At 59.5% G+C, this 13,272-nt stretch carries 18 protein-coding genes; 10 read left to right on the forward strand and 8 right to left on the reverse strand.

Going from position 1 to position 13,272, the window contains the following annotated elements; translation table 11 throughout:
* Window positions 1-8: 8 nt before the first annotated feature.
* Genes mlaD through AC1RDQ_RS27535 form a run of 3 tightly spaced genes read right to left on the reverse strand, consistent with a single transcriptional unit; the run spans window position 9 to window position 2,082 of the window.
* Entirely contained in the window at window positions 9-476 is a 468-nt protein-coding gene (mlaD, locus tag AC1RDQ_RS27525) for an outer membrane lipid asymmetry maintenance protein MlaD (RefSeq protein WP_007970271.1), read from the reverse strand.
* Window positions 476-1,273, reverse strand: coding sequence for a lipid asymmetry maintenance ABC transporter permease subunit MlaE (gene mlaE, locus AC1RDQ_RS27530; RefSeq protein ID WP_057716415.1), 798 nt, complete (start codon window positions 1,271-1,273; stop codon window positions 476-478). The genes mlaD and mlaE overlap by 1 nt, the downstream gene beginning before the upstream one ends.
* Window positions 1,273-2,082, reverse strand: a complete 810-nt coding sequence (locus AC1RDQ_RS27535; protein ID WP_007986707.1) for an ATP-binding cassette domain-containing protein — start codon at window positions 2,080-2,082, stop codon at window positions 1,273-1,275. Before AC1RDQ_RS27535 ends, mlaE begins: the two co-directional genes overlap by 1 nt.
* Before the next feature lie 275 nt (window positions 2,083-2,357).
* On the opposite strand from AC1RDQ_RS27535, the gene AC1RDQ_RS27540 reads away from it, so the two are divergent.
* From AC1RDQ_RS27540 to AC1RDQ_RS27585, 10 genes are all read left to right on the forward strand, one after another.
* A complete protein-coding gene (locus AC1RDQ_RS27540) occupies window positions 2,358-3,332 on the forward strand; it encodes a KpsF/GutQ family sugar-phosphate isomerase (RefSeq protein ID WP_057716416.1) in 975 nt (324 codons plus the stop codon).
* Complete coding sequence (locus AC1RDQ_RS27545; protein WP_008018712.1) at window positions 3,332-3,856, forward strand: KdsC family phosphatase; 525 nt, start codon at window positions 3,332-3,334, stop codon at window positions 3,854-3,856. Before AC1RDQ_RS27540 ends, AC1RDQ_RS27545 begins: the two co-directional genes overlap by 1 nt.
* A 7-nt stretch (window positions 3,857-3,863) precedes the next feature.
* A complete protein-coding gene (gene lptC, locus AC1RDQ_RS27550) occupies window positions 3,864-4,436 on the forward strand; it encodes an LPS export ABC transporter periplasmic protein LptC (RefSeq protein ID WP_057716417.1) in 573 nt (190 codons plus the stop codon).
* Window positions 4,423-4,971, forward strand: a complete 549-nt coding sequence (lptA, locus tag AC1RDQ_RS27555) for a lipopolysaccharide transport periplasmic protein LptA (protein ID WP_492588659.1) — start codon at window positions 4,423-4,425, stop codon at window positions 4,969-4,971. Before lptC ends, lptA begins: the two co-directional genes overlap by 14 nt.
* Window positions 4,971-5,696 carry an LPS export ABC transporter ATP-binding protein gene (gene lptB / locus AC1RDQ_RS27560; protein WP_008054366.1) on the forward strand — a complete coding sequence of 242 codons (726 nt, stop codon included), beginning with the start codon at window positions 4,971-4,973 and terminating at the stop codon, window positions 5,694-5,696. Before lptA ends, lptB begins: the two co-directional genes overlap by 1 nt.
* A gap of 246 nt (window positions 5,697-5,942) precedes the next feature.
* Window positions 5,943-7,436: an RNA polymerase factor sigma-54 gene (locus AC1RDQ_RS27565; RefSeq protein ID WP_015093497.1), complete on the forward strand. Its 1,494-nt coding sequence runs from the start codon at window positions 5,943-5,945 to the stop codon at window positions 7,434-7,436.
* Between the two features lie 74 nt (window positions 7,437-7,510).
* Window positions 7,511-7,819 (forward strand): ribosome hibernation-promoting factor, HPF/YfiA family, encoded by a 309-nt coding sequence (gene hpf, locus AC1RDQ_RS27570; RefSeq protein ID WP_007941242.1) that lies wholly within the window; start codon window positions 7,511-7,513, stop codon window positions 7,817-7,819.
* A gap of 12 nt (window positions 7,820-7,831) precedes the next feature.
* Window positions 7,832-8,296, forward strand: coding sequence for a PTS IIA-like nitrogen regulatory protein PtsN (gene ptsN, locus AC1RDQ_RS27575; protein ID WP_008046148.1), 465 nt, complete (start codon window positions 7,832-7,834; stop codon window positions 8,294-8,296).
* Window positions 8,297-8,298: 2 nt separating this feature from the next.
* Window positions 8,299-9,156 carry an RNase adapter RapZ gene (gene rapZ, locus AC1RDQ_RS27580; protein ID WP_057716419.1) on the forward strand — a complete coding sequence of 286 codons (858 nt, stop codon included), beginning with the start codon at window positions 8,299-8,301 and terminating at the stop codon, window positions 9,154-9,156.
* A 15-nt stretch (window positions 9,157-9,171) separates the two neighbouring features.
* Window positions 9,172-9,444 carry an HPr family phosphocarrier protein gene (locus AC1RDQ_RS27585; RefSeq protein ID WP_057716420.1) on the forward strand — a complete coding sequence of 91 codons (273 nt, stop codon included), beginning with the start codon at window positions 9,172-9,174 and terminating at the stop codon, window positions 9,442-9,444.
* Between the two features lie 28 nt (window positions 9,445-9,472).
* Here the strand turns inward: AC1RDQ_RS27585 and AC1RDQ_RS27590 are convergent, their stop codons facing one another.
* Genes AC1RDQ_RS27590 through AC1RDQ_RS27610 form a run of 5 tightly spaced genes read right to left on the reverse strand, consistent with a single transcriptional unit; the run spans window position 9,473 to window position 13,232 of the window.
* Window positions 9,473-10,366, reverse strand: a complete 894-nt coding sequence (locus AC1RDQ_RS27590; protein WP_492588661.1) for a ZIP family metal transporter — start codon at window positions 10,364-10,366, stop codon at window positions 9,473-9,475.
* Between the two features lie 31 nt (window positions 10,367-10,397).
* The gene (locus tag AC1RDQ_RS27595; protein WP_090453090.1) at window positions 10,398-11,009 is read right to left on the reverse strand and encodes a superoxide dismutase; all 612 of its coding nucleotides are present in this window, start codon (window positions 11,007-11,009) and stop codon (window positions 10,398-10,400) included.
* A gap of 2 nt (window positions 11,010-11,011) precedes the next feature.
* Window positions 11,012-11,440 carry a DUF2753 family protein gene (locus AC1RDQ_RS27600; protein WP_492588662.1) on the reverse strand — a complete coding sequence of 143 codons (429 nt, stop codon included), beginning with the start codon at window positions 11,438-11,440 and terminating at the stop codon, window positions 11,012-11,014.
* A gap of 27 nt (window positions 11,441-11,467) precedes the next feature.
* A complete protein-coding gene (locus AC1RDQ_RS27605; RefSeq protein WP_492588664.1) occupies window positions 11,468-12,844 on the reverse strand; it encodes a class II fumarate hydratase in 1,377 nt (458 codons plus the stop codon).
* Complete coding sequence (locus AC1RDQ_RS27610) at window positions 12,837-13,232, reverse strand: FagA protein (protein ID WP_090453084.1); 396 nt, start codon at window positions 13,230-13,232, stop codon at window positions 12,837-12,839. The genes AC1RDQ_RS27605 and AC1RDQ_RS27610 overlap by 8 nt, the downstream gene beginning before the upstream one ends.
* Window positions 13,233-13,272: the final 40 nt, after the last annotated feature.

Below are 13,272 nucleotides of genomic sequence, written 5' to 3' on the forward strand. Positions count from 1 at the left end.
ACAGTTCCTCATTTAGCTTCTTTGCTAACGGTATTGAGCAGGAATTTACCGATCAGGTCTTCGAGCACCAGCGATGACTGCGTGTCATGGATGGTTCCACCATCCTTGAGCAGGGTGTCTTCCCCGCCCACGCTGATACCGATGTACTTCTCGCCCAACAGGCCAGCAGTCAGGATAGATGCAGTGGAGTCCGCCGGCAGATTATCGATGCGTTTTTCCAGCTGCATGGTCACCCGACCGGTGAAACTGTCGCGATCCAGATCGATGGCCGTGACCTTGCCGATGGTCACACCGGCCATGGTCACCTTTGCTCTGACCGTCAAACCGGCGATATTGTCGAAGTAGGCGTAAAGTTTATACGTGTCGGTGCTCGGAGTCGGGGACAGGCCACTGACCCGCAACGCCAACAAGAGCAAAGCCAGGATGCCAGCCAGCAAGAAAAGGCCGACACCGATTTCCAGGGTGCGGTTTTGCATCAGAAATCTCCAAACATCAAGGCGGTCAGAATAAAGTCCAGGCCGAGTACTGCCAACGAGGCATATACAACGGTCTTGGTAGTGGCACGACTGATCCCCTCGGAAGTGGGTTCGCAGTCATAGCCTTGGAATACGGCGATCCAGGTCACGACAAAGGCAAAGACGATACTTTTGATGATCCCGTTGAGCACATCGTCGGCGAACGTCACGCTGTTCTGCATGTTCGACCAGTAGGAGCCCTCATAGACCCCCAGCCAGTCGACCGCTACCCACGAGCCGCCCCAGATACCCACCACGCTGAAAATCATCGCCAGCACCGGCAGGGAAATGAAACCGGCCCACAGGCGTGGCGCGATGATGTACTTGAGCGGGTCGACCCCGATCATTTCCAGGCTGGACAACTGTTCGGTGGACTTCATGTTGCCGATTTCGGCGGTCAACGCCGAACCTGCGCGCCCGGCGAACAGCAAGGCGGTCACCACCGGCCCCAGTTCACGCAGCAGCGTCAGCGCCACCATCTGCCCGACAGCCTGCTCCGAACCATAGCTGGAAAGAATGTTGAAGCCCTGCAGCGCCAGCACCATGCCGATGAACACCCCGGAGACCACGATGATCACCAGGGACATCACGCCCACCGAATGCAACTGCTTGACCAGCAGCCCGAAGCCGCCACCGATACCGCCCCGGCCGAGCAAGGCATGGAACAGGAACAGGCTCGAACGCCCGAACACCGCCAGCACATCGATGCCGGCCTGGCCGAAGCGGCGAACGCGCTCCATCAATGAAATTCTGCGCATCAGCGCTTCCCCAGAAGATCTGCGCGGTAATCCGTCGCTGGAAAGTGGTACGGAACCGGGCCATCGGGTTCGCCGGTCATGAACTGACGAATGCGCGGTTCATCCGAATTCATCAACTCGTCAGGCGTCCCCTGCCCCAACACCTGACCATCGCCCACCACATAAATGTAGTCGGCAATGCTCGCGGTCTCGGCCAGGTCGTGGGATACCACGATGCTGGTGATGCCCAGCGCATCGTTGAGCAACCGGATGAGGCGCACCAGAACGCCCATTGCGATGGGGTCCTGGCCGACAAAGGGCTCGTCGTACATGAGGATCTGCGGGTCGAGCGCAATCGCCCGGGCCAGCGCAACACGGCGTTTCATGCCGCCGGAAAGCTCGTCGGGCATCAGTTCGATAGCACCGCGCAAGCCCACGGCCTGCAATTTGAGCAGGACAATGTCGCGGATCATTTCATCCGGCAGTTGTGTATGAACACGCAACGGAAAAGCGACGTTCTCGAAGACATCGAGGTCGGTAAACAGTGCGCCGCTCTGAAACAGCACGCCCATGTGCTTGCGCGCGTCGAACAGGTCGCTGCGCGACAGTTTTGGCAGGTTCTGACCGTTGACCCAGACTTCGCCCTTGGTGGGCCGCAACTGGGCGCCCATCAGACGCAAGAGCGTGGTCTTGCCACACCCGGAAGGCCCCATGATGCCGGTGACCTTGCCGCGCGGGATACGGATATCGACATTATTGAAAATGCTGCGCGCACCGCGCTTGAAGGACAGTCCCTTCAGCTCGACCGCGTAGGCGTTATCGGCACTCATCTAAACTCCTTGCGATGCAGCCTCTCACTCGGACGCCTGGCTTTCTGACAAAAGCACATACCTCCCGGGCAGGCCGAACTGGCGGCGAACTATATCACTGCAACGGCTGCGCGCCCAAGGCCAAAGCCAGGTCATGTTCAACTGCACGACAGGTTGAAGGCCCCGTTTAGAGGGTTTCCGGCAACAAGGATGGCAATGCGCGACGAACTAGCGTGAGGGATTCGATCATAACCGTTATAATCGCCGCCTTTTCATCAGGCTATACGATTTCTGACATGAGCCAATCCAGCGACCTGATTCAATCTGCACAACGCACCATCCGCCTCGAGGTAGAAGCCGTGCAAGGCCTGCTACCCCATATCGACGCAGATTTCGTACGCGCTTGCGAGATGATTCTGGCCAGCAAAGGCCGCGTAGTCGTGGTCGGCATGGGCAAGTCGGGACACATCGGCAACAAGATTGCCGCGACCTTGGCCAGCACCGGCACCACGGCGTTTTTTGTGCACCCGGCTGAAGCCAGCCACGGTGACATGGGCATGATTACCCGCGACGACATCATTCTGGCGCTCTCGAATTCCGGCTCCACCAATGAAATCGTGACCCTGCTGCCACTGATCAAGCGCCTGGGCATTCAGTTGATCAGCGTGACCGGCAAGCCTGACTCGCCGCTAGCCAAGGCCGCCGAGGTCAACCTGAATGTTCACGTCGAGCACGAAGCCTGTCCGTTGAACCTGGCCCCCACCTCGTCGACCACCGCCGCCCTGGTCATGGGCGATGCCTTGGCAGTCGCGCTGCTGGAAGCCCGTGGCTTTACCGCGGAAGACTTCGCCTTTTCCCATCCCGGCGGCGCCCTGGGCCGACGCCTGCTGCTGAAAGTGGAAAATGTCATGCACGCCGGGCAAGAGTTACCGCAAGTACAGCGCGGCACCCTGCTGAAGGACGCGCTAATGGAAATGACCCGCAAAGGCCTGGGCATGACCGTGATCCTGGAAGCCGACGGAAAGCTGGCCGGGATTTTTACTGACGGTGACTTGCGTCGCACGCTGGACCGTAGCATCGACATCCATAGCGCTACCATCGACCAGGTCATGACAGCACACGGCAAGACTGCCCGCGCCGAGATGCTCGCCGCCGAAGCGCTGAAAATCATGGAAGACCATAAAATCAACGCGCTGGTCGTAGTCGACAGTGAAGACCGCCCGGTCGGCGCCTTGAACATGCACGACTTGCTGCGTGCAGGAGTAATGTAATGAGTGCGGACCTGCTGCAACGCGGCAAACAGATCAAGCTGGCGGTGTTCGATGTCGATGGCGTGCTGACCGATGGGCGCCTGTACTTCCTCGAAGACGGCAGCGAGTTCAAGACGTTCAACACCCTCGACGGCCAGGGCATCAAGATGCTGATGGCCGCCGGCGTACAGACCGCCATCATCAGTGGCCGCAAGACCCCGGTGGTCGAGCGGCGGGCCAAAAACCTCGGTATCCCGCACCTCTATCAGGGTCGCGAGGATAAACTGGTGGTACTCGACGAACTGCTGGCCCAACTCAACTTGAGCTATGAACAGGTGGCCTACCTCGGCGATGACCTGCCGGACCTGCCGGTGATTCGCCGCGTCGGCCTGGGCATGGCGGTGGCCAATGCCGCCAGCTTCGTGCGTGAACACGCCCACGGCATCACCCTCGCCCGTGGCGGCGAAGGTGCCGCTCGCGAATTCTGCGAATTGATCCTGCGCGCCCAGGACCGCCTCGACGCGGCCAATGCGGCGTACCTGTGAGCCCACTATGCTGAGCAAAAAATTTCGCAACACCCTGATGTTCAGTTGCATCGCGGCGATATTCGCTGCGGTTGGCTACTGGAACATCAGCCCGGAACGCTTCCTCGACAAGCCGGTAACGCCGGTCGATGAAAGCGCGATCGACTATTACGCCATCAACGCCCACAGCGTGCAGTACCTGCCCGACGGCAAGCTGCAATATGATCTGGTGTCCGACAAGGTCGAGCACGTGAAAGCGACCGAGGTGACATTGCTGACCAACCCCGACCTGAACGTGTTCCGCGGCACTGAATTCCCGTGGCACGTCCAGAGCCTGCGCGGCGAGGTCAACCCTGATGGCACACAGGTCGAACTGATCGATGACGTGCGCATCACGCGCTTCGACGAGAAAAACCGTAGAACCCTGATCACCAGCACCCGCATGACCGTGTTCCCGCAGCAGCAATATGCGCAGACCGAGCAAGACGTTAGAATCGACGGCGCTGGCGGTGTATCGACTGGCAAGGGAATGAAAGCGTATTTGAAAGAAAGCAGGATACACCTGCTATCGAACGTAAGAGGACAGTATGAGGCTCGTTAAAACCCTCCCGATTTTGCTCAGTCTGGGCGCAGCACTGGGAAGCGTGAGCGCCTGGGCTCTGCCGGAAGACCAACAGCAGCCTATCCGTATTCAGGCCGACGATGCCCAACTGGACGACAAGCAAGGTATTGCCACCTATAAGGGTGACGTGATCATCACCCAAGGCTCGATGAAGGTGACAGGCAACACCGTTACCATCACCCGCACCCAGGCTGGCGACATTGACGTAGTGACCTCGGTGGGCAACCTGGCGTACTTCGAGCAATTGCAAACGGCTGGCGACACCAAGCCTGTCCAGGGTTGGGGCGTGACGATCCAGTATCACGCTTCGCAAAATCGCGTCGTACTGATCGACAAGGCCAAAGTTGTCGACAAGGACAACAACGTCACCCAAGGCGAGAAAATTGTCTACGACACGGACAAGAAACTCGCCAGCGCCGGTCGCGCCACAGGCAGCAAAGTCACCGAGGCGCGTCCGCGTATCGACATGGTGATCCAGCCGAAGAAGAAAACCGACGAGAAAAAGGCCCAGTAATGGCAACTCTGAAAGCTCAGCATCTGGCCAAGAGCTACAAGAGCCGCCAGGTCGTGCGTGACGTCAGCCTGTCCATCGACAGCGGCCAGATCGTCGGCCTGCTTGGCCCGAACGGCGCCGGCAAGACCACCTGCTTCTACATGATCGTCGGCCTGGTGCAAGCCGATCAGGGCCGTGTCCTGATCGATGACCTGGACGTCAGCCACCAACCGATGCACGGCCGCGCAAAGGCCGGTATCGGCTACTTGCCGCAGGAAGCATCGATCTTCCGCAAACTGTCGGTGGCCGACAACATCATGGCCATCCTCGAGACCCGCAAGGAACTCGACAAGGCCGGTCGTCGCAAGGAGCTGGAAAGCCTGCTGCAGGAATTCCACATCAGCCACATCCGCGACAACCTGGGCATGAGCCTGTCCGGTGGTGAGCGCCGTCGCGTGGAAATCGCCCGCGCCCTGGCCACCAACCCGAAATTCATCCTCCTCGACGAGCCCTTCGCCGGCGTGGACCCGATTTCGGTCGGCGACATCAAGCAGATCATTCACCACCTCAAGGCCAAGGGCATTGGCGTGCTGATCACGGACCACAACGTTCGTGAAACCCTGGATATCTGTGAAACCGCCTATATCGTCAATGACGGCCAACTGATTGCCGAAGGCGACGCAGAGACCATCCTGGCCAACGACCTGGTCAAGGAAGTGTATCTGGGCCATGAGTTCCGCCTGTAAGCGCTGAGCCGTGCCCAGGCAGTTGCCCGGGCACCTGAGCAGCCACTCACCAGCGCCTCCGTGCCGACAAGCGTGGTCAGCCCTCGACAAGGGCAGCGCAGCAACACCGCTTTATAGTTTTTTATTGTTACAGCGCTCTAGGCAAACCCTTTAGTTTCAGGCATATAATTTGCTTAAGTTTGGCGCCCCGGCGCCCTGTAGTGGATGGCGCATGTGCGCCGGCGAATAAGGTGTTAAGCCCCTGCCATGAAACCATCGCTAGTCTTGAGAATGGGCCAGCAGCTGACGATGACACCGCAGCTGCAACAGGCCATCCGCCTGCTCCAATTGTCGACCCTGGACCTGCAACAGGAAATCCAGGAGGCCCTGGAGTCCAATCCGATGCTCGAACGCCAGGAAGAAGGCGACGACTTCGACAATTCCGACCCCCTGGCCGATAACGCCGAACAAAAGCCCAACACCGACATCCAGGAGCCCTCCTACCAGGAAAGCGCCCCGACGGTTGATAACCTCGATGAGGGTGACTGGAACGAGCGTATCCCCAACGAACTCCCCGTCGACACCGCGTGGGAAGACGTTTACCAGACCAGCGCCAGCAGCCTGCCCAGCAATGATGATGACGAGTGGGACTTCACCACCCGCACCTCGGCCGGCGAAAGCCTGCAGAGCCACTTGCTGTGGCAACTGAACCTGGCCCCGATGTCCGACACCGATCGCCTGATCGCCGTGACCCTGATCGACTGCATCAACAATCAGGGCTACCTGGACGAAACCCTCGAGGAAATCCTCGAAGCGTTCGACCCGGAACTGGACATCGAACTGGACGAAATCGAAGCCGTCCTGCACCGCATCCAGCAATTCGAGCCCGCCGGCATCGGCGCCCGCAACCTGGGCGAATGCCTGCTGCTGCAATTGCGCCAGCTGCCTGCCAAGACCCCTTGGCTGGCCGAGGCCAAGCGCCTGGTCACCGATTACATCGACCTGCTTGGCAGCCGCGACTACAGCCAGTTGATGCGTCGCATGAAGCTCAAGGAAGATGAGCTGCGCCAGGTCATCGAGCTGGTCCAGAGCCTCAACCCGCGCCCGGGCTCGCAGATCGAGTCCACCGAAGCCGAGTACGTCGTTCCTGACGTCATCGTGCGCAAGGACAACGAGCGCTGGCTGGTGGAGCTCAATCAGGAGTCGGTGCCACGGCTGCGGGTCAATGCCCAGTACGCCGGTTTCGTGCGCCGCGCCGACACCAGCGCCGACAATACCTTCATGCGCAATCAGTTGCAGGAGGCCCGCTGGTTCATCAAGAGCCTGCAAAGCCGCAATGAAACCCTGATGAAGGTTGCCACCCAGATCGTCGAGCATCAGCGCGGCTTTCTGGAGTACGGCGACGAAGCCATGAAGCCGCTGGTCCTGCATGACATCGCCGAAGCGGTCGGCATGCATGAATCGACGATTTCACGGGTGACCACCCAGAAGTTCATGCACACCCCCCGGGGCATTTATGAACTGAAGTACTTTTTTTCCAGTCACGTAAGCACCTCCGAAGGCGGCGAATGCTCGTCCACGGCGATCCGGGCGATCATCAAAAAACTGGTTGCAGCGGAAAATCAGAAAAAGCCGTTGAGTGACAGCAAGATCGCTGGTTTACTGGAGGCACAAGGCATTCAGGTGGCTCGCCGCACCGTCGCCAAGTACCGCGAATCCCTCGGGATCGCGCCTTCGAGCGAACGCAAGCGGTTGATGTAGGGCCACGCCACAGCGTTCCAGTGGTAGATCATCTGATCTACCGCTTTATGCACTGGCAACGAAGGAGAAGCTGTATGCAAGTCAACATCAGTGGACACCAACTGGAAGTGACCGAACCTCTTCGCACCTACATCGGCGAAAAACTCGAACGATTGGAGCGACATTTCGACAAGATCACTAATGTGCAGGTCACGATGACCGTCGAAAAACTGAAGCAGAAAATCGAAGCCACGCTGCATATTCCCGGGAATGAAGTGGTCGCCAACGCGGAACATACCGATATGTATGCCGCGATCGACGCACTCACCGACAAGCTGGATAAACAACTCAAAAAGCATAAGGAAAAGACCCAGAGCCTCCTCCAGGGCGCAACCGGTCGTTAACACTCCCAACCCATGATCCGACTTGAAAGTATCCTGACCCCCGGCCGTTCCCTGGTGAACGTGCCGGGAGGCAGTAAAAAGAAAGCCCTCGAACAAATTGCCAATCTTATCGCCCGCGAAGTGCCGGCCCTGGAGATGCAAGATGTCTTCGAGGCGCTGATCGCCCGTGAAAAACTCGGCTCCACCGGGTTTGGCAATGGCATCGCTATTCCACATTGCCGTCTCAAGGGCTGTGTTTCGCCCATCAGTGCATTGATGCACCTGGACGCCCCTATCGATTTCGACGCCATCGACGGCGCGCCGGTTGACCTGCTGTTCGTGCTGTTGGTCCCGGAAGCCGCCACCGATGCGCACCTTGAGTTGCTGCGACAGATCGCCAGCATGCTCGACCGCAAGGAAGTTCGCGAAAAGCTGCGTAGTGCTGCAAGCAACGAAGCCCTGTATCAGGTTGTCCTTGACGAGCAAAACGGTCAGTAATCATGCGCTTGATCATCGTCAGTGGCCGTTCCGGCTCAGGTAAAAGTACCGCCCTCGACGTTCTTGAGGACAGCGGCTACTACTGCATCGACAACCTGCCGGCCGGCCTGCTGCCGGAGCTGGCCGAACGCGCCCTGGTTCATACCGAGATGTTGCAGCCGCTGGTCGCCGTTTCCATTGACGCGCGCAACCTGCCCAGCCACCTGTCACGCTTCCCCGACCTGCTCGAGGAAGTCCGTGCCCGCCACATCCAGTGCGATGTGCTGTACCTGGACGCCGACGAAGAAACACTGCTCAAGCGCTTCTCGGAAACCCGACGGCGTCACCCCCTGACCAACGCCAACCGCTCGCTGGCCGAAGCCATCAGCGTCGAGAGCGTCCTGCTCGGGCCGATTGCCGACCTCGCCGATCTCAAGATCAACACTACCAGCCTGAACCTGTATCAACTGCGCGATGCCATCAAACTGCGCCTGTTGAATCAGCCGGAGCCGGGGACTGCGTTCCTGGTGGAATCCTTCGGCTTCAAGCGCGGCATGCCGGTGGACGCCGACCTGGTGTTCGATGTGCGCTGCCTGCCCAACCCTTACTGGAAACCGGAGTTGCGCGAACAGTCCGGGCTCGATCAACCGGTTGCCGAATACCTGGCGGCTCAGCCGGATGTCGAAGAGATGTTCCAGGACATTTCCACATACCTGCTAAAGTGGCTGCCTCGCTTTGCCGCCAGCAACCGCGCCTACGTCACCATTGCCATTGGCTGTACTGGCGGACATCACCGTTCCGTCTACCTGACCGAGCGCCTGGGGCAAACGCTGCAACAATCCCTGAAGAACGTCCAGGTCCGCCACCGCGACCTCAGCTAAAGGATTCACATCGCGATGCCTGCTCTGGAAATCGAAATCATCAATAAACTGGGTCTGCACGCTCGCGCTTCTGCAAAATTCGTTGGGGTAGCAGGTCAGTTCCCGTGCCAGATCAGGGCCGGACGTACACCACAGTCCATGGTCGATGGCAAAAGTATCATGGCGATGATGATGCTGGCCGCCGGCAAAGGCACCACGATCCACTTGAGCACAGAAGGCGAGCAGGAACAGGAAGCGCTGGATGCGCTGGTGGCGTTGATCAACAACTTCTTCGACGAAGGCGAGTAATACAACCACAAAAGCCCCCCACCACAAATCAAGCGAGGGCCGTATCCATCACCATCATCAAACAAAACCCCATCAGCAGCCCGAGACTGGCAAGCTTGTCATGACCATTGCGGCGCGACTCGGGAATGACTTCGTGGGTCACCACCAGCAGCATCGCCCCCGCCGCCAGCGCCAATCCCAAAGGCAGCAGCAGTTCGGCCAGGCTTACCAGCCACGCGCATAGCAGTGCGAACACCGGTTCTACCAAACCTGACGCCGCACCGATCAGGAACGCCTTGCCCCGGGACATCCCTGCCCCGGCCAGCACCAAAGCGATGACCAACCCTTCCGGTACATCCTGCAAGGCAATGCCCATGGCCAGGCTGTCGGCGTCAGGCATTGCGCCACCGGCCGAAACACCTACCGCCATGCCTTCCGGGATGTTGTGGGCGATGATGGCAAATACGAACAGCCAGATCCGCGGAGCAATGACCGGTCGTTCCAGCGTGCCGACCAGCATGTCCGGGCTGGCGCCAGAGACCTTCCGATCCACCAGGAACAACAGGAAGGCGCCGAGCATAATGCCGAAGCTGATCAATCCACTGGACGCCCAAGGTGACAGTCCAAGCCCTTCGGCGGCAGAGATGCCCGGAACGATCAGCGAAAATGCCGTCGCAGCCAGCATCACGCCAGCGCCAAAGCCAAGCAAAGTGTCGCTGAGCCTCTGCGGCATCCGCCGAATCACCAACACCGGCACCGCGCCCAGCGCGGTACCCAAGGCGCAGATCGCACCGCCCTGCAGTGCGCGCAGCAACTTCGGCTCAAGGTCGAGCCATGCCAGCCCATGGGCAACCAAAAGGCTCATTCCCGTCAGCAGTAACAGCGATCCGAACGCGTAACGAAACATCCGTCCATTTCCGATCGCCAGTGTTTCAGTGCCCATAGTCCAGCCTTGGATTGTTTTTATGGAAGACTTAAACCAGTGCGGCCTGATAGCGCGCAGCGACTTGCGGCCAATTGATCACGCGGTAGAACGCGCTGATGTATTCCGGACGACGGTTCTGATAACGCAGGTAATAGGCGTGCTCCCAGACGTCGAGGCCCAGAATCGGGGTATTGCCGTTCATCAACGGGCTGTCCTGGTTACCGCTGCTTTCCACTACCAAGGTCTTTTGCGGGGTCACGCTCAGCCAGGCCCAGCCGCTGCCGAAGCGGGTCAACGCGGCCTTGGTAAAGGCTTCCTTGAAGCTGTCGAGACCGCCCAGTTGTTCATCGATGGCCTTGGCCAGCACGCCTTCGGGCTCGCCACCACCGTCGGGCGCCATGACTTCCCAGAACAACGAATGATTGGCGTGGCCGCCACCTTGGTTGATCACCGCCGTCCGTAGTTTTTCCGGCAGTTGCTGAACGGCGGACACCAGCTTCTCCACGGGCCACTCGGCATACTCGGTGCCTTCAACAGCCGTGTTCAGGTTATTGATGTAGGTCTGGTGATGCTTGGTGTAGTGGATCTCCATGGTCTGCGCATCGATGTGCGGCTCCAGGGCGTCGTAGGCGTACGGCAAGGCAGGCAAGGTAAAAGCCATGTTCAATGGACTCCTTGATGATGAGGCGCAGGTGAAGCGACATCGATGTGCAGCAGCCGATGGGTACGCGGATACTCGCCGTGCTCACTGATGAAATTCAGCAGCTCGACGTAGGTCTTGCTGCTCTGGCGCAACGCGGCTTCTCGCAATGTTTGAGGTAGCCGCGGGTCCTGCATGGTCTGCAGCAGCCGTTGGTGGATGGCACACAAGTATTCGGCGCTCTCCTCCGGCTGATTCAGACGCAAGTGCAGGTCCGCCAGGTTGTGATGGGAAATCACGCAGGCCGCTACCGCTTCGTCGGCATCCGCCCAGCGCTCGAACAGCACCTGGGCCAGAGCCAATGCCTGCAGGTACGCCTCGCGGGCATCGACCAGTTCACCCAGCATGAAAAAGCGATTGGCTCTTTCGATCGTGCGTTTCCAGTGCTCCATGGTGCGCCTCCAAAGCGGTAACGGGGCTTAGACGCCGCCCGCAGTGAGTTTTTCCGGGTTGAGCAATTCTTCCAGCTGGCTGCGCGTCAGGTCGGTATGTTCCAGTGCGACGTCAATCACCGGCCGACCTTGCTGATAGGCCTTCTTGGCAATCTCGGCAGCCTTCTGGTAACCGATGATCGGGTTGAGCGCGGTAACCAGAATCGGGTTGCGTGACAGTGCTTCCTTGATCCGGCCTTCGTTGACCTTGAAGCTGGCGATGGCCTTGTCTGCCAGCAGACGACTGGAATTGGCCAGCAACTCGATACTGCTCAGCAGGTTCTGGGCGATGATCGGCAGCATCACGTTCAGTTCGAAATTGCCCGACTGACCGGCGATGGTGATAACACTGTCGTTGCCGATGACCTGAGCCGCGACCATCGCGGTGGCCTCTGGAATGACCGGGTTGACCTTGCCCGGCATGATCGAAGAACCCGGCTGCAAGGCTTGCAGTTCGATCTCGCCAAGGCCGGCCAGCGGGCCGGAGTTCATCCAGCGCAGATCGTTGGCGATTTTCATCAGCGATACGGCGGTGGCCTTTAGCTGTCCGGAGACGGCAACGGCAGTGTCCTGGGAGCCGATCAGCGCGAACAGGTCCTTGCCTGGCTGGAACTCAACCCGGGTCAATTTGCTTAGCTGCTGGCTGAACCGCGCCGCGAACTCGGGGTGGGCGTTGACACCGGTGCCCACCGCCGTGCCGCCTTGAGCCAGGGATTGCAGGCTTGGCTGCAAGCCCTGCAGATGGCCGATGTTGGCCTTGAGCTGCTGCGCCCAACCATTGAGCACCTGGCTCATGCGCACCGGCATGGCGTCCATCAGGTGTGTACGCCCGGTTTTGACGTGGTGATGAACCTGCTCGGCCTTGCGCTCGATGACCCGCACCAGATGCATCAGCGCCGGCAGCAGTTGTTCATGGAGCGCCAGTGCTGCGCTGACGTGAATGGTGGTCGGGATGATGTCGTTGCTGCTCTGCCCGCAGTTGACGTGATCGTTGGGGTTCACCGCCTCGCCCAGCAAGCGGCTGGCCAGCGTGGCGATCACTTCGTTGGCGTTCATGTTCGAGCTGGTACCGGAACCGGTCTGGAACACATCCACCGGGAAGTGCTGCATGAAATCGCCTTCGAGCAAGCCTTGGGCCGCGTCGACGATGGCTTTGCCCTGGGCTTCGCCGATCTGCTTGAGCTCGACGTTGGCGCGGGCGGCCGCTGCCTTGGCCAGGATCAACGCGCGGATGAATTGAACCGGCATCGGTTTGCCGCTGATCGGGAAGTTATCCACCGCACGCTGGGTCTGTGCGCCGTAGAGGGCGTCTTCCGGGACCTGAAGCTCGCCCATACTGTCGCGTTCGATACGGGTATTACTCATCGGGAGATCCTTGCATCAGTTCTATGAGAGGAATCGAGGGCTGCAACTCACAGGTAGCGAGTTGCCAGGTGTAGCTCTGCCAGCGCTTGAGGCGGCATTTGCACAACGAGAGGCGTTCCAGTTCGCGCAGCGGGCGCCAGGCCTGGTCGAGACAGTAAGTGCGCCAGTGCCACGGCAGCGCGACATCGGCGGCAGTATCGAGCAACAATCGGAAGGAAGTTTCGGCGACGGTCCACGGCGAGGTGGCCGTGCAACACGCCAGGTACCGGCCTTCGGCCAGGTAGTGGTCGATCAGGCGAGGCTCGTCGGGGTTCATCGCGCAACGGATCTGGCGACTCATCCAGCGCCAGCTTTCGAGATAAGGCTGCTCGTGCAAGGCAGAACTCATGATCCGGGGCTCATTCGGTAATGAGATTTATTATTATATG

The organism is Pseudomonas sp. GW823-FHT02E01, from assembly GCF_058797535.1.